General features: G+C 73.2%; 12 protein-coding genes. 5 read left to right on the forward strand and 7 right to left on the reverse strand.

Annotated features, from left to right (window positions below; translation table 11 throughout):
* Positions 1 to 72: 72 nt before the first annotated feature.
* Entirely contained in the window at positions 73 to 501 is a 429-nt protein-coding gene (locus tag ACQEVJ_RS03435) for a GNAT family N-acetyltransferase (protein WP_433097049.1), read from the reverse strand.
* On the reverse strand, positions 498 to 2483 hold the full coding sequence (locus ACQEVJ_RS03440) for a HelD family protein (RefSeq protein ID WP_433097051.1): 1986 nt from the start codon (positions 2481 to 2483) through the stop codon (positions 498 to 500). The genes ACQEVJ_RS03435 and ACQEVJ_RS03440 overlap by 4 nt, the downstream gene beginning before the upstream one ends.
* A 137-nt stretch (positions 2484 to 2620) precedes the next feature.
* On the opposite strand from ACQEVJ_RS03440, the gene ACQEVJ_RS03445 reads away from it, so the two are divergent.
* Positions 2621 to 2929: a hypothetical protein gene (locus tag ACQEVJ_RS03445; protein ID WP_433097054.1), complete on the forward strand. Its 309-nt coding sequence runs from the start codon at positions 2621 to 2623 to the stop codon at positions 2927 to 2929.
* A 471-nt stretch (positions 2930 to 3400) separates the two neighbouring features.
* On the opposite strand, the gene ACQEVJ_RS03450 is transcribed toward ACQEVJ_RS03445, so the two are convergent.
* Positions 3401 to 4270 (reverse strand): SCO6745 family protein, encoded by an 870-nt coding sequence (locus ACQEVJ_RS03450; RefSeq protein WP_433097056.1) that lies wholly within the window; start codon positions 4268 to 4270, stop codon positions 3401 to 3403.
* Between the two features lie 97 nt (positions 4271 to 4367).
* Between ACQEVJ_RS03450 and ACQEVJ_RS03455 the strand changes: the two genes are divergently transcribed.
* On the forward strand, positions 4368 to 4907 hold the full coding sequence (locus ACQEVJ_RS03455) for a CGNR zinc finger domain-containing protein (RefSeq protein ID WP_433097058.1): 540 nt from the start codon (positions 4368 to 4370) through the stop codon (positions 4905 to 4907).
* Positions 4908 to 4917: 10 nt separating this feature from the next.
* Here the strand turns inward: ACQEVJ_RS03455 and ACQEVJ_RS03460 are convergent, their stop codons facing one another.
* The 3 genes from ACQEVJ_RS03460 to ACQEVJ_RS03470 form a co-directional block, all read right to left on the reverse strand.
* Positions 4918 to 6573 carry a DNA repair helicase XPB gene (locus ACQEVJ_RS03460; protein WP_433097060.1) on the reverse strand — a complete coding sequence of 552 codons (1656 nt, stop codon included), beginning with the start codon at positions 6571 to 6573 and terminating at the stop codon, positions 4918 to 4920.
* A gap of 90 nt (positions 6574 to 6663) precedes the next feature.
* A complete protein-coding gene (locus ACQEVJ_RS03465; RefSeq protein WP_433097062.1) occupies positions 6664 to 7200 on the reverse strand; it encodes a hypothetical protein in 537 nt (178 codons plus the stop codon).
* Positions 7201 to 7247: 47 nt separating this feature from the next.
* The gene (locus ACQEVJ_RS03470; RefSeq protein WP_433097064.1) at positions 7248 to 9635 is read right to left on the reverse strand and encodes a helicase-associated domain-containing protein; all 2388 of its coding nucleotides are present in this window, start codon (positions 9633 to 9635) and stop codon (positions 7248 to 7250) included.
* 209 nt (positions 9636 to 9844) lie between these two features.
* Here ACQEVJ_RS03470 and ACQEVJ_RS03475 point away from each other — a divergent pair, with 209 nt between their 5' ends.
* Positions 9845 to 10243 carry a cold-shock protein gene (locus tag ACQEVJ_RS03475; RefSeq protein ID WP_433097066.1) on the forward strand — a complete coding sequence of 133 codons (399 nt, stop codon included), beginning with the start codon at positions 9845 to 9847 and terminating at the stop codon, positions 10241 to 10243.
* 121 nt (positions 10244 to 10364) lie between these two features.
* Here the strand turns inward: ACQEVJ_RS03475 and ACQEVJ_RS03480 are convergent, their stop codons facing one another.
* Positions 10365 to 11624 (reverse strand): MFS transporter, encoded by a 1260-nt coding sequence (locus ACQEVJ_RS03480; protein ID WP_433097068.1) that lies wholly within the window; start codon positions 11622 to 11624, stop codon positions 10365 to 10367.
* A 107-nt stretch (positions 11625 to 11731) separates the two neighbouring features.
* Here ACQEVJ_RS03480 and ACQEVJ_RS03485 point away from each other — a divergent pair, with 107 nt between their 5' ends.
* Positions 11732 to 12529, forward strand: a complete 798-nt coding sequence (locus tag ACQEVJ_RS03485) for a DUF3027 domain-containing protein (protein WP_433097070.1) — start codon at positions 11732 to 11734, stop codon at positions 12527 to 12529.
* A 2-nt stretch (positions 12530 to 12531) separates the two neighbouring features.
* The gene (locus ACQEVJ_RS03490; RefSeq protein ID WP_433097072.1) at positions 12532 to 15522 is read left to right on the forward strand and encodes a sacsin N-terminal ATP-binding-like domain-containing protein; all 2991 of its coding nucleotides are present in this window, start codon (positions 12532 to 12534) and stop codon (positions 15520 to 15522) included.
* Positions 15523 to 15569: the final 47 nt, after the last annotated feature.

Consider the following 15569-nt stretch of genomic DNA (forward strand, 5'->3'; position numbering starts at 1 on the left):
TCCATCTGCCTGCTTCGTCTCAACGGAAGGGCGGTTCCCCCTCGGGGGAACCGCCTTTTCCCGTACTGCGCGTCAGGTGAGGCGCCTGACCCAGCGGGCGCAGTCGGTCTGCATCGCGTATCCCGCCGCCGTCCAGGCGTGGTGCGCCGGGGCGTTGTCGTGCAGGACCATCGCGTCCGCACGGAACGCGCCGAACTTCCGGAACCGTTCCTCGGCGGCCCGGATCAGCCCTGATCCGATGCCCATGCGCCGGTGGGCCGGGTCCACGGCGAGCCGGTAGAGGTGGGCGCGCCAGCCGTCCCACCCGGCGATGAGCGTGCCGACCATGCGGCCGTCGATCTCGGCGATGAGCAGCGCCTCGGGATCGCGCTCGACCAGGGCCACGACCTTGCCGGCGTCGTCGTGCCTGTCGGTGTTCTCGGCGGCCTCCAGCCAGAACCGCAGCACGGCGGGGACGTCGTCGAGCGCTCCATGGCGGATGCGTACGTCGGGCAGGTTCATCGCAGCTCCTCGGGCAGGTCGTGGCTGTGCAGGACGGTCAGTGACGTCACCGCCCGGGTGAGCACCACGTAGAGGCGGGCGAGGCCGCGCTCCTCCGCATCCGCGATCGCGGCCGGCTCGGCGACGATCACGTGGTCGTACTCCAGGCCCTTGGCGAGCGTCGCCGGGACCAGCAGCACCCGGTCGTCGCCCGTCGAGTCGGGGCCGAGCACCGTGTGCGGCACCGAGGCGGCCTCCAGAGCCGCCGAGAGCGCGGGAAGGCCGGAGTCCGCAGCGATGACGCCGATGGAGCCCTCCTGCGCGAGAGCCTGCCGTACGGCCCCGGCAAGAGCGGCGGCGACGTCGGTCTCGCGCCGTACGGACAGGGAGCCGGCGCCGGGCCGCAGCGAGCGCGGCGGGGCGAGCTCCGGCGCGACGGAGGGCAGCAGCCGCGCGGCGAAGTCGAGGACCTCGCGGGGCACGCGAAAGCCGAGCGTGAGCTCGGTGACCTCGCCCGAGGGCTGGCCGAGGTGGTCGAGCACGGTCTTCCACGAACGCGCCGACCAGGGCGTGGTGCCCTGCGCGAGGTCGCCGAGCACGGTCGCCGAGCCGTTGCGGCAGCGGCGTCCGAGCGCGCGCAACTGCATCGCCGACAGGTCCTGCGCCTCGTCCACCACGAGGTGTCCCTGCGACGGCGTCCGCTCGATCAGGTCGCCGAGTTCGTCCAGCAGCGCCGCGTCGGCGGCCGTCCACTTGGCCGACCGGTGCGACTTGTACGGCTTGTGCCACACGATGAGCTGCTGCTCCTCGGGGGAGAGGTCCGACCTGGCCGCCTTGGCCAGGAACTCGGGGTCCGACAGCAACCGGAACAGCACCTGCTCGGGGGTGAGCTTCGGCCAGGCGGCGTCCAGCACGGCCTTGACCGGCTTCGACCGGGCCACCGCGTCCTGCACCCGGTCGTCGGGCGACTCGCCGCGCCGTTCCATCTGCACGAGCACGGCGTGGGCGAGCCGCTGGGCCAGGGTGGCGCGGCCCGGGCCGTACCTCGTCGTGCCGCGCAGCGAGGCGACGATCTCACGGACCTCGTGATCGGGCACCCGGTAGCGGTTGATGCCCTTGGTGAACAGCACCCCTTCGGCCGGCTTGGTGACGTGCAGCCACAGCGCCCGCTTGACGACCTCGGCCATGCGGGCGTCGCCCTTCACGGCCGCCGCCGCGGGGTCCTCGGGATGGGCGTGGTCGCCAAGGACGCCGGCCACCGTCGTCTGGTCGACCTTCACCTCGCCGAGCGCGGGCAGCACCGAGGAGATGTAGGAGAGGAAGGCCCGGTTGGGCCCGACGATCGTCACACCCGAGCGCGACAGCTTCTCGCGATGGGTGAACAGCAGGTAGGCCGCGCGGTGCAGGCCCACGGCCGTCTTGCCGGTGCCCGGCGCGCCCTGCACGCAGACGGTCACGCCGAGGTCGGAGCGGACGATCTCGTCCTGGTCGGGCTGGATGGTCGCCACGATGTCCCGCATCGGGCCGGTGCGGGGCCGCTCGATCTCCTCGGTCAGCAGCCTGCTCTGCCCGAGAGCCCTGCCGTCGAGCGGTTCGTCCTCGTACGCGGTGAGGTCGCCGCCCTGGTAGCCGAACCTGCGGCGCAGCGCGACCCCCATGGGGTCGGCGGGGCTGGCCTGGTAGAAGGCGCGCGAGATCGGGGCGCGCCAGTCGATCACGAGGGGCCGGCTGCTCTCGTCGTGGACGTGCCTGCGGCCGACGTAGACCATGCTCGGCAGGTCGTCGTCGGCCGCGCGGTCCAACCGGCCGAAGAACAGCGGCGCGTCGGGGTGGTCGGCCAGTGCGGCCACCCGCTGGTCGAGCAGGCCCTGCAGGACCTGCTGCGACACCCAGTCGCCGGCGGCGTCCGCCGACAGCGACTGCGCGTGTTCGCGCATCGCTCGCAGCGCGGCGCGGGAGGCCGCGAGATGGGCGCGCTCGGCTTCGAGCACATTTCCGGGCATGCGGAAACTCCTCCGGGCATGACGGGGACAGGACTTGTGGAAGCGGGAAACACAAGAGCTTAGCGATGGGCACCGCGATGCCGAAACAGTATTTCTCTCGCGTGTCGCCGTTTCCCGGGGTGGGTATCTGTACCCGGGTGACGCGCACCGTGGTTCCTCCGGCGATCCAGGCGGCGGCGAGCCTGCTGCTCGCCACGCTGTGGGGGTTCGCGGTGTTCGGCGACTGGGGCAGGCAGGCGTTCTGCACGACGAGCCTGGGGCCGTCGCCGGACTGCGCGGACCGGATCGCCTCGGTGATCGCGTTGTCCGTGATGGTCGCGATGGTCGCGGCCTGCGCCACCGGGGTCGCCTGGCTCGCCAGGCGCGAGTCCCTGTACGGCGTCGCCGTGGCGGCCTGGGTGGTCGCGCTGGTGGTGCTGTTCGTCGGCGGCCTTGCCGCCCAGTGACCGGAACATCGACGGGAACGGCGACGGGAGGCCCGGCGGGCGCCGCCAGGTGACCTGAACCGTGCGGAGGACCGTCGCGCGACAACCGAAAGCTCACCGCGGTGCCATCGGGCACCCGGACGTTCCGCAAGGGCCGCCCGGGCGCGTGATGGCAGGCGTGGTTCCTATCGGTGCTTCTTCAGCGGGCACTCCGTGGTCGGACGCTCACGGAACGACGGCGCGGTAACGCCCGGCGCTCCTTGGCGGACAAACCAGAGGTAAGGCGAAAAAAGCGCATATTGCGTGATTCGCCTCACTTGGTGGGTATTGCCGCCACCAGGGCTGTGTCATGTGCGGGTAAGGCGCGAGGGGGTGATGTGGTGTCGAGGGCCAAGGGTATTTCCTGGACCTAGTTGTCCGGATCGGCCGGTGAAGACCGACGCGGGCTTCCGAGTGGGCGAAGAGCCTGCCGGCCGGTGAGCCGTTCGAGCCTCACTCAGGGGCCTGGATCTTGCCGATGCCGAGTGTGGTGACCGTGGGCAGCAGGCCCGACTCGAACACGGCCCCGAGCAACGGCCGGTTGAGCTCGGCCAGCCGCTCGGCCCCTGCCTCGCCGAGCGCGCGCCACGGGCCCGCCGCCAGCTCGTCGGTCATGCGCTCGACCTGGTCGCGCAGCGCCCGCCCCGCCGCGGTGGCCGTTCCCTCGTCGTCGACCAGTCCGCGTCCGGCGAGCCGGTCGCGTGCGGCGGCCCACTCGTCGTCGCTCCAGCCGCGACCGGCGAAGTTCTCGGCGGGGGCCGCCCCGACGGCCGCGAAGGAGACCAGGGCCTCGCAGGCGTCCAGGCCGGCGGCGTGCAGGGCCGTCAGGTGCCCGTCGCCGCGGTGCTCGCGCAGCACCGTGTACGCCTGCCACAGCGCGAGGTGCGGTTCCTCCGGCCAGGGGAGGTCGAGGTTGGCCGCGGCGAGCGGCCGGTGGGCGACGTCCACGCTCTCCGCCGCCCTGATCGCCAGCTCGGCCGCCTCCTTGATGTCGGCGCCCATCCCCTCGCCGAGGAGTCCGCGCAGCGTACGGTCCATCGCCCGCAGCCGCGCATCGAGCACCTGCGCGGGCGTCGCGGTCTCCCAGATGCCCGGCACGTAGTCGTCGATCATGCTCGGGCTGAAGCTGTAGTAGGTGGCGGCCGCCAGCGCGGGTCCGGCCGCGCCCAGCGGCGCGGTGCGCCAGGCGAAGTAGCTCGGCCAGCGCGTCGTGACGTCGTAGCCGAGGGCGGCGGCCTCCTCGAAGGCCTCCGGGCTGAAGTAGAGCGTGGCGTGGACCGGCTCGATCTGATGCCACATGGTGCGGGCCAAGCGTGCGGACATCCCTCAAACCTCACTGTCTACTTAAGATATGACAGTGACGATAGAGCCGTGGCGCATCACTGGTCAATCCGAGATAGACAGTTATGTCGGAAGCAGGGTGGAACTCGCCGTCCTCCTGGTGAACGTCCTGGCCGCCGAGTCGGTGCACGGCCGTCCTGTCACACCGCCGCGCACCGGCGGCGAACGGCTGGCCGCGATCCACGCCGGCCTCGCCGCCGCCGGTCGTCCCGCGAGCGGGCTCACGGCGGCCGACGCCGACCGGCTCGCGGAGGTCGCCGCCGAGCTGCGCCCGCTGTACGGCGCGGGGGACCGCCTGCCCGAGGCCGCCGCACGGCTCAACGACCTCCTGGTGCGGTACGGCGCTGTGCCCACCCTGCACGGAGACCCAGGAAAGCCGCTCCAGCTCGCCTTTCACCGGCCGGACGCGACGCTCGTGGACGCCTGGGCCGCCGACATGGGCACCGCGCTGGCCATGGTCGTCGGGGTCGGTCAGGGGGCGCGGCTCGGCGTGTGCCAGGCCGCGACGTGCTCCCTGGTCTTCTTCGACACCACGCGCAACGCCTCGCGCCGCTTCTGCGATCTGTCGTGCCAGAACCGGGCCAAGGCCAGCGCCTACCGCGCCCGGCGGCGTACGTGACCCAAGAAGGTCAGCGCGCCGGGTCCTCCTCGCCCACGTCGTCGGCGTCGATGATGTGGTAGGCGTATCCCTGCTCGGCCAGGAACCGCTGCCGGTGCGCGGCGAACTCCTGGTCGACCGTGTCGCGGCTGACCACCGAGTAGAACCGCGCGCCGCCGCCGTCCGCCTTGGGACGCAGCACCCGGCCGAGGCGCTGGGCCTCCTCCTGGCGCGAGCCGAACGTGCCGGAGACCTGGATCGCGACGGCCGCCTCGGGCAGGTCGATGGAGAAGTTGGCGACCTTCGAGACCACCAGAACCCGGATCTCCTTGTCGCGGAACGCCTGGAACAGGCGCTCGCGCTCCTTGACCTTGGTCTCGCCCTTGATGACCGGCGCGTTCAGGTGCTCGCCCAGCTCGTCGAGCTGGTCGATGTACTGCCCGATGACCAGCACCTGCTCGTCCGCGTGCCGTCGCACCAGCGCCTCGGTCACCCTCGTCTTGGCGGGCGTGGTCGAGCAGAACCGGTAGCGTTCCTCGGTTTCGGCCATGGCGTAGGACAGCCGCTCGTCGTCGCTCAGCGTCACCCGCACCTCGACGCACTCGGCGGGGGCGATGTAGCCCTGGTTCTCCATCTCCTTCCAGGGCGCGTCATACCGCTTCGGCCCGATGAGCGAGAAGACGTCGCCCTCCCGGCCGTCCTCGCGTACGAGCGTGGCGGTGAGGCCGATGCGCCGGCGGGCCTGCAGGTCGGCGGTCATCCGGAAGATCGGCGCGGGCAGCAGGTGGACCTCGTCGTAGACGACGAGTCCCCAGTCGCGGGCGTCGAACAGCTCAAGGTGCCGGTACGTGCCCTGCCGCCGGGTCGTCATGACCTGGTAGGTGGCGATCGTGACCGGGCGGATCTCCTTCTTGGTGCCGGTGTACTCGCCGATCTCGTCCTCGGTCAGCGAGGTGCGCCTGAGCAGCTCCTGCTTCCACTGGTGGGCCGAGACCGTGTTGGTGACCAGGATCAGCGTGGTCGCGCGGGCGTGCGCCATCGCAGCAGCGCCCACGATCGTCTTGCCCGCGCCGCACGGCAGCACCACGACGCCGGAGCCGCCGTGCCAGAACGCGTCGGCCGCCTCCTTCTGGTACGGCCGCAGCGACCAGCCGTCCTCGCGCAGGTCGATGGGGTGGTGCTCGCCGTCGACGTACCCGGCCAGGTCCTCGGCCGGCCAGCCGAGCTTGAGCAGCGTCTGCTTGATGTTGCCGCGCTCCGAGGGGTGCACGGCCACGATGTCGGCGCCGTAGCGCTCCCCGACCAGCGGCTGGATCTTCTTGGAGCGCAGCACCTCCTCCAGCACGGCGCGGTCGGTGCTGGTCAGCACCAGGCCGTGGATGGGGTGCTTCTCCAGCCGCAGCCTGCCGTACCGCGCCATGGTCTCGGCGATGTCCACGAGCAGCGCGTGCGGCACGGGGTAGCGGCTGAAGCCGATCAGCGCGTCGACCACCTGCTCGGCGTCGTGCCCTGCGGCCCGGGCGTTCCACAGCGCGAGCGGGGTGACCCGGTAGGTGTGGACGTGCTCGGGGGCGCGTTCGAGTTCGGCGAACGGCGCGATGGCCTTGCGGCACTCGCCCGCCCTCGGGTGGTCGACCTCCAGCAGCAACGTCTTGTCCGACTGGACGATCAGTGGCCCGTCACTCAATGCCTGCCCCCCTCATGCCCGGCTTCCCCCTCGTACGGCTAACGCCTATCAAACACGAGGCCGGGCCGAATCAGTCCCAGTCGCGGGTAATCAGTCCAGGTAGCCGTTGACCCCGGCCCAGATGACCGCGCCGATCCCGACCACGAACAGGACGACGTTGATGCCGATGGCGATCCACGTCCACTTCAGCAGCTTGCGGGCCTGGTCCGGCTCGGTGTCCACCTTGCTGAGCGCGATCCCGGACAGGATCGCCCCGGCGATGCCGCCGAGGGAGATGTAGCAGCTCAACGCCAGCACGAGGCTGATGACGAGGGCCACGATCGCGTGCGTGCGCGGGCCCTCCTGCCTCGGCGGGTAACCGCCGGGCGGGTAGTAGCCGTACTGCTGCTGGTAGGGATTCGGCCCCGGCTGCCCGTACTGGCCCGACTGGCCGTATTGACCGTACTGTCCGTACTGCTGGTTCGGGTCGGGTCCCGGCGGCGGGCCGTACGGCCCGTACTGCTGCTGTCCGTAGGGGTTGGAGCCGGACGGCTGTCCGTAGGGGTTGGAGCCGGACGGCGGTCCATAGGGGTTGGACGGGGTCTGCCAATCCTGGGGTCCCTGCCCCGGCTGCTCTGGAGTCGTCACCCTGAAATCCTTTACTACGGGGGACCTCAAGGTTTACCACGGTTCTGTCATCGGCCGATCTCGGCGATGCCCGTGATGCGGTGCAGGGCGAAGCGGTGGACCGTCGCCCTGGTCTCGTCGTACGCGGTGAGGTAGCCGCCCTCCATCCGGGCCGGTTCGAGGATGCGGCTGGTGGCGTGTCCCTGCGAGTCGAGGTAGCCGATCCACACCCGCGACCCCTGCCGGATGGCCTCCTGGAGCGCGCCGATCGTGGCGGTCGCGGGGGAGCGGGGCACCTGGCCCTCCGGCGCCTCCACGGGCCGCCGCCGCGCGTCTCCCGCCCGCATCGCCCGTACGGCCGCGGCGACCACCTCGGGGTCGGGCGCGGTGCTCGCGGTCACGCGGGCGGCGAGCTGCCCCTCGGTCCGCCGGGCGTCCGCCCGCGCGACGACCACGTCGCCGTCCAGCGACTCGGCCACCGGCGCGTACCCCATCGCCCGCAGCGAGTCGACCAGCGCGGCCCGGGACGTCTTGGAAGCCAGCACGGTCGGCGCGAGCCGCCGCAGCCGCAGCAGGTGGGCCCGCTTGTCGGCGAGCACCTCGTCGAGCAGGGCCGGGTCGTCGCACCGGATGTACGCCGACGCCGAGCCGACGCGCATGCGGCCGTGACGGCGGGCGACATCGGTGACCAGGTACGACAGCGGCTGAGGGACCGGGGTCGCCGAGTGGCGCCCCAGCATGGCGAGCAGATCGCCGGCCGAGTGTCCCGCGTCGAGCGCCCGGCGGACCGACTGCTCGGAGAAGCGGTAGACCGTCGCCCCGCCCTTGCTCTCCACGTCGGCCGTGAGCGCGAGCCTGCGGCCGAGGTCGGTGGTCAGCGGGCCCGGCGCCACGGCCGTGAGGTCGGCCTGCAGCAGCACGTGGTCGACCGGCTCCGGCAGCAGCGGCGCCAGCAGGCGGGCCGCCCCGCCGTCTCCGCGCGCGACCGCACGGCCGTGCGTGGACGGCACGCCGAGCCCGGTCACGCCGATGTGCTCGGCCTCGCGCAGGGCGAAGCGTACGAGCCGGTCGCGCAGCGCGGGGCGGCGGCGGGGCTGCTCCCAGGCGAGCCGGGCCAGCACGGACTCGGGCGTCGGCGCGAGGCCGGGCGGGGCCGGCTCCAGCACGGCGAGCATGCGCGCCCGCGTCTGGGCGGCCCCCGGCCTGCGCAGGTCGGGGTGGAGGGCGTTCAGCGGGCGGTCGCGGTCGTCCCGCTCGCCGATCAGCCCGGGGGCGCGTTCCATCGCGGCCCACGCGTCGGCGAGCACCGCCCAGCGGTCCTCGGTGGCCTTGATCCGCCAGCCGTCGTAGCCGCCCGTCGGCAGCCATTCCCCCTCGCCCGCGGCGACCAGCCCGGCCGCGTGCGCGACCTCGACGACCAGCCCCGCCGCCCACTCCGGCAGGTCGAGGAGCTGGGCCGTCCGCCTGAGGTCGCGTACGGCGAGGCCGCCCGCGCGCAGCACGCCCGGCGGGTCCACGCTCCACACCTCGCACAGCTCCTCGACCGTGCGCACGAACGTGAACGCCTGCCCGGCTGCCGTGCGGTCGGCCAGGCCCTGATCGCGTACGGGCCCGTCCAGGGCGGGCGCGCCGGGGGACAGGTCGCGGTGCACCCGGCCGTCGCGCAGCACGAGGGCGACCTCACGGGGGAGCGCGACGGTCTCCTCCCCGGTCGCGCCGAGCAGCCCGCGGGCCAGCAGCTGCTCGATGGGCGACTGGGCGCTCGCGGCGTCCACCTCGCGGCGGGCGTTCGGCAGCCGCCCGCTGGCCGGGCCCCAGACGAGTTCGCCGAGGGCCGCCCTCGCCTGCGGGGACACCTCGTCGACGAGGCGGGCGACCGTCGCGGGCTCGGCCAGCAGCGTCGCGAGGCGCTCCGTGGCCGCCCGCCCGCCGTCCGGCCGTTCACCGTCAGTCTGGCCGCCGCCCTTGTACGCCGGGTCGATGTCCCGCAGGAGCACCTCGAGCCGTTCGGGCGGGTGGTGGCGGAACACCTCGGCGGCCGGCGGCCCCAGGGCGGCCGGGGGTTCGAGCGCGTCGGCCACTCCCGGTGAGGGCAGCAGCGCGTCGTCGGGCCCGTAGACCAGGGCGCGCGTGGTCAGCAGGTCGAGAGCGGCGTCGAGGGCGGGCCGGAGGGCCTCGTCGTCCGGATCACCGGGAACGGCACGGCGGAGCAGGGACAGCAGCGTCCCGCGATCGGCGGGGCCGGGCCGCAGGGCCAGCGTCTCCAGCACGGCGAGCGAGAACCGGTCGAGCCGGTCGAGCGCCCTGCCGATGGCCGAGGGGCTGCAGGCGCGGGCGGCCAGACCGTCGATGTGGGCGGGGACGGGCGTGACGAGTTCGGGCCGCGCCGCCACGAGCGCCCGCAGTCGCTCGTCGGAACGGCCGCGCAGCCACTCGCTGAAGTCCGTGCCCATCATCTTCTCCATGGTAGGGCGGGGCGTTCATCCGGCCGCCGGAGCGCCGGTACGACAGGGGGTTTCGCGCGCTCGCGCGGCCCCGAGAGAGAAGATCCACACGAATCTATTCATGGGATGCTTCATTGGCCATTGAGTGGGTCCACGGGGCCTGTCTCTGGGCATAACCTACCTACAGTCACCTTCACGACAGTCTGAACGAGGTCACCCCTGTGCCGAGTGGCAAGGTCAAGTGGTACGACGCCGACAAGGGTTTCGGCTTCCTCACCCGCGACGACGGCGGTGAGGTCTTCGTGCATTCCTCCGCCCTGCCCAAGGGGGTCGAGGCGCTCAAGCCCGGGCAGAAGGTCGAGTTCGGTGTCGCCGAGAGCCGCCGCGGTCAGCAGGCGCTCTCGGTGACGGTGATCGACCAGCCCCCGACGCTGGCGAAGGCCACCAAGGGCAAGACGAAGCGGAAGAAGCCTGACGAGATGGTCGTGATCGTCGAGGATCTGATCAAGCTGCTCGACGACATCTCCAACTCCTACCAGCGGGGCAAGCACCCGGACGCGGCCCACGCCAAGAAGATCGCGACCGTGCTGCGCGCCGTCGCCGACGACCTCGACGCCTGATCGACCGCCTGACAGATCGCGTACGTCCCCGCCGCCCGGCCAGGCACTGGGCGGCCGGGCACTGGGCGGCCGGTACTGAGCGGCCGGGACTGGGCGACGGGGTGCGGCGGGCCCCGGGAGTTCAGGTGACCGCGGCGGCGCGGGCGGCGAGTCTGCGGCGGCGGAGCATGACGAGGCGGCCGAAGGAGAGCGCGAGGGCGGCGGACATCACGCCGAGCCCGGCGGGACCGGCCACGAACAGCGACATCACCAGGCCGAGCAGGCCGCCGAGGACCCAGGCGATTTGAAGCAGCGTCTCGGCGACGCCGAACGCCGAGGAACGCACCTCCTCGCCGATCTCACGTTGCACGATGGCGTCGAACGCGAGCTTGCCGAGGCCCTGGGCGAACGCGCCCACGAGGGCCACGGCCGCGGCGGTCCACACGTTGAAGAAGAACGCAGCGGCGACGGTCGCGACCGTGGCCAGCGCGAGCGTGGCCATGACGGTCAGGTGCGGCGACCGGGAGCGGGACCAGGAGCCTGCGGCGGCCCCGGCCAGGCCGCCCGCGCCCGCGGCAACGGCCAGCAGCGCCAGCGCGACCTTCGGGTCCACGCCGCGCAGGTGGCCGTCCTGGACGAGGAACAGCAGGAAGAACACGAGGAAGCCCGACTGCACCCGGATCGCGGCGTTGGCGCCCATGGCCTCGCTCACCACCGGGCCCAGGTTGAGCACGGTGCGCCATCGGGGGCGCGGCTCGGCCTGCTCCAGGTCGGGCGCGTCCACGTGCCGCGGCAGCCGTACGGCGAACACCCCGGCCAGCAGGAACAGTGGCACGGCGCCACGCAGCACCCAGTCGGCCCCGGCGGCGGCGGACAGGCCGGTGGCCACGCCGGCGCCGGCGCCGGCCGACACCAGAGCGAACAACGCGACCCTGGCGTTGGCGGTCACCAGCGGGATGTCGGCCGGCAGCACGCTCGGCATGATCGCCGCCCGGGACACGTTGTAGGCCTTCGACAGGACCAGCACGGCGAGTGCGGAAGGGAACAGCGTGACGGCGTCGGAGGTGTGGATGGCGCCGGCCATTCCCCAGCACAGCAGGCCCCGCGCGAGCAGGGTGCCGGCCATGATGTAGCGGCGGCCCGAGCGGAGCCGGTCGAGCACCGGCCCGACGAACGGCGCCACCACCGCGAACGGCAGCATGGTGATCAGCAGGTACGCCGCGACCTGGCCGCGGGCCTGGCCGACCGGCAGCCCGAACAGCAGCGCCCCGGCGAGGGCCACGGTGACCAGCGCGTCCCCGGCCGAATGCGCGGCCGTCAGCTCGATGAGACGGCCGAGGCCGGTGCGGCCCGCCCCCTGGGCATGCGTGAGCCGGCGTGTCGCGCGCGCCGGTGCTCTCACAACACGCGTAACTTTCGCCCAAATCTTCACCATAGGCACCGAGGGTCCTTCCATGATTTGCCCATCGAGCCGGTGCGGTCCGCTCGCGGCGTGGGTGAAAATGGAGTGTGAGTCGTACCCGAATCCGTAGCACTCCAGTCGACGAGGCCTGTGCGGCGGCGGTCGACCTCGCCCGCCGGGCCGCGGACGATATCGCGCGCCCCGGGGAGGTGGGAGAGCACCTGGGCTTCGACAACGAGGGCGACCGGGTCGTCACCCATTACTTCGAGTGCCTCGACCGCGCCTACCGCGGCTGGCGCTGGGCGGTGACCGTCACCCGGGCCTCCCGTGCCCGCATCGTGACCGTGAGCGAGACCTTGCTTCTGCCCGGCTCCGGCGCGCTGCTCGCTCCCCCCTGGGTGCCGTGGAACGAGCGGCTGCGCCCGGGCGATCTCGGCGTGGGCGACCTGCTGCCGGCCGAGGCCGACGACGACCGGCTCGTGCCCGGGTTCTCCACCGCCGAGGAGGACGCCGACAAGCAGATGATCTTCGAGCTGGGCCTGGGACGCGCCCGCGTCCTGTCGGTGCTCGGCCGCGACCTCGCCGCGCGGCGCTGGCGCGCCGGTGAGGCCGGACCGCACACCCCGATCGCGCACGCCGCCCCCGCGCAATGCTCCACCTGCGGCTTCTACTGGCAGCTCGCCGGGGCGCTCGGTCTCGGCTTCGGCGTCTGCACCAACGAGTACGCGCCGGACGACGGCCGCGTGGTGTCCGCCGACCACGGTTGCGGGGCGCACTCCGAGGCGACCACCGTGCCCTCGATGGTCATGGACCCGGCGCCCCCGATCCTGGACGATATGGGATACGACATCATCGAGTCGGGCTCCGTGGACGAGGCCGGCTCCGAACCTCTGGGCCACGCCTGATCATGTTCGACACCGCGCGCCTGCGTGACACCGTTCTCGCGGCCTGGACGGCCTCGTCTGCCCGCTTCCGCGAGGACGCCAACGCCGAGGAAGACTTCGCCCTCGGCGGCTACCGCGACCGGCTGGTCGTGGAGCTCGCCCAGAACGCCGCCGACGCCGCGCTGCGGGCCGGCGTGCCGGGCCGCCTGCAGCTGACGCTCGCCGACGGCGTGCTGCTGGCCGCCAACGTCGGCGCGCCGCTCGACGAGACCGGCGTCGAGGGTCTGAGCACCCTGCGTGTCTCGGGCAAGAAGGACGAGGCGGGAGCGGCCGGCCGGTTCGGCGTCGGCTTCGCCGCCGTGGTGTCGGTCACCGACGCGCCCTCGATCGCCTCCCGGCTGCCCTCCTCGGGTGAGGTCTACGGAGTGCGGTGGTCGCGTGAGGAGACCGCCGCGCTGGTCGCCGCCCGGCCGGAGCTCGCCGCCGAGCTGGAGGGCCGTGAGGGGCACGTCCCGCTGCTGCGTCTGCCGTTCTCCGACGATTCCCTCGACGTCCCCGAGGGTTACGACACGCTCGTCCGGCTCCCGCTGCGCGACCAGGCCGCCGAGCAGGCCGTACGGCGGATGCTGGAGGAGGCGGGGCCCGCGCTGCCGCTGTCGATGCCGGCGCTGGAGACCGTCGAGATCGTGGTGGACGGGCGGACCCGCACGATCTCGGCCGAGGGCTGGCACGTGGTCGCCGAGTCCGGCACGTTCACCTCCGAGCAGGTGGCCGAGCTGTTCGCCGACCGGCCGACCGAGGAGCGGGCCCGGCCCTACTGGGAGGTCCGCTGGGCCGTCCCCGGCGACCGCCGTGGCGACGTCCCCCGGGTGGTGCACGCGCCGACGCCGAGCGACGAGCCGCTCGACCTGCCCGCCCTGCTGATCGCGTCGTTCCCGATGACCACCGACCGGCGGCACGTCGCCCCCGGGCCGCTCACCGACTTCCTGGTCGCCCGGGCCGCCGAGGCCTACGTACGGCTGCTGGGGGAGCTCCCGGCGACCCCGGACCTGCTCGACCTCGTGCCCGGCCTGATGGGCAAGGGCGCGCTCGACGCGGCGATCAGGCGGGAGATCGTCAAGGCGCTGCCGGACACGCCGCTGCTGCCGACGATCTCCGAAGGCGTCGTGCCGGGAAACCAGGCGCGGGCGGTCGAGGGGTCGGCCGAGTTCCTGGCGAAGATCGCCGGCATCGTCCCCGGGCTGCTGCCCGCGGGCTGGGCCTCCCGGCATCCGGCCCTGACCACGCTCGGCGTTCGCCGGGTCGATCTGGCCGACGTCGTGGACATGCTGTCCGGCGAGGCCGTGGAGGACAAGGACCCGGCGTGGTGGCGGTCCGTGTACGAGGTGCTGCCCGCCGACGACCTGGAGGCGGTCGGCGCGATCCCCGTGCCGCTGGCCGACGGCCGCCTGGTGCGCGGCCCGCGCGGCACGCTCGTGCTGTCGCAGGAGGCGGGTTCTCCGGACCCTGTCTCTTCGCTCGCTTCGCTCGACCCTGCCCAGCTCGCGCCGCTCGGGCTGCGGATCGTCCACCGGGACGCCGTCCACCCGCTGCTGCTGCGGCTGGGAGCGGCCGAGGCGACCCCGCGTACGGTGCTGGAGGACCCGCTCACCCACGCGGCCGTGTCCGAGTCGCTGAACAGCGCCGACCCCGAGCCGGTGGCCCAGGCCGTGCTGGCCCTGGTCGACGCGGCGGGCCTGACCGCGGGGGAGGCCCCGTGGCTGACCGACCTGGCGCTGCGCGGCGCCGACGGCGAGCTGTACGCGGCGGGTGAGCTGCTGCTGGCCGAGGGCTCGCTGGCCGGTCTGATCGACCCCGAGGTGCCGTTCGGCGTCGCCGCCCCCGACCTGGTGGAGAAGTTCGGCCCGCACGTGCTGGCGGCGGCCGGGGTGCTCGACGGCTTCGCCGTCGTCAACGGCTCCGACGTGCTGCTCGATCCCGCCGAGTGCGACCACGACCTCGACCTCGAGGACGAGTGGCTGGAGGCCGTGCTCGACCTGCTGCCCGACTTGCTGAACGCCGACCTCGACGTGCCACCGGTGGTCCGGGAGTTCGCCGCCGTACGCGACCTGGAGTACGTCGCCGACTGGCCGAACGCGCTCGCGCTGCTGTCGCGGCCCCCGCTGCGCGCCGCCCTGCGGCCCATGCGGGTGCTCGCGGCGGGGGAGACCGTCGAGGTGCCGTCGTACACGGCCTGGTGGCTGTCGCGGCACCCGGTGCTCGGCGGGCGCAGGCCGACGGAGCTGCGGCTCCCGACGGGCGACCCGCTGCTGTTCGGCCTGTACGGCGAGGCGCCGGCGGGGATCGACGAGGACGCGCTGAAGATGATCGGCGTCCGGTCCACCCTCGCCGAACTGCTCGACTCGCACGGCGGCCCGGAAGAGCTGCTCGACCTGCTGGCCGACTCGTCCCTGGAGGTCGACCGGGCCCAGCTGCGGTCCCTGTGGATCGCGCTGGCGGCCGTCGATCCCGCCCGGGTGAGCCCGCCCGAGGCCGTACGGGCCGTGCTGAAGGGCACGGTCACGGTCGCCGACGTCGAGGACGGCCCTGTCGTGGTGGAGGCGCCCGACCTGCTCGCCCTGGTCGAGGACCGGCCGCTCGTGCTCGCGCCGTTCGACCTCGCCGAGGCGTTGTCGGAGGTGCTCGACCTGTCGCTCGCCGGTGAGGTGGTCACCGGGGCGGTCACCTCGACCGGAGCCGAGAAGCCCGTGCCGCCCGAGGTGCGCTCGCTGCTGCCCGGCGCCCCCGTGACGTACGTCGAGCACGACGAGCTGCTGGTGGACGGCAGGCCGGTGCCGTGGCGGTTCTTCGAGGGCGCGGTGCACGCCACCGGCGTCGACGGCCTGGCCAGGGGCCTCGCCTGGGCGGCCGGTCAGTGGGGCGACCGCCTCGCCGTGGCGGCGCTCCTGCGCGACCCCGCCCGGGTCCCCCTGCTGCTCGCCGAGGCCGACCTCGACCCCACGGCGTCGCTCTGAGCTCAGTCGCTCTGAGCTCAGTCGCTCTGAGCTCAGTCACTCTGAGC

The organism is Microbispora sp. CA-102843, assembly GCF_050936215.1.
Classification (GTDB): domain Bacteria; phylum Actinomycetota; class Actinomycetes; order Streptosporangiales; family Streptosporangiaceae; genus Microbispora.

Coding starts and splice junctions, on each gene's coding strand:
- ACQEVJ_RS03435 (WP_433097049.1), bottom strand. CDS start 501: ATGAACCTGCCCGACGTACGCATCCGCCATGGAGCGCTCGACGACGTC.
- ACQEVJ_RS03440 (WP_433097051.1), bottom strand. CDS start 2,483: ATGCCCGGAAATGTGCTCGAAGCCGAGCGCGCCCATCTCGCGGCCTCC.
- ACQEVJ_RS03450 (WP_433097056.1), bottom strand. CDS start 4,270: ATGTCCGCACGCTTGGCCCGCACCATGTGGCATCAGATCGAGCCGGTC.
- ACQEVJ_RS03470 (WP_433097064.1), bottom strand. CDS start 9,635: ATGATGGGCACGGACTTCAGCGAGTGGCTGCGCGGCCGTTCCGACGAG.
- ACQEVJ_RS03490 (WP_433097072.1), top strand. CDS start 12,532: ATGTTCGACACCGCGCGCCTGCGTGACACCGTTCTCGCGGCCTGGACG.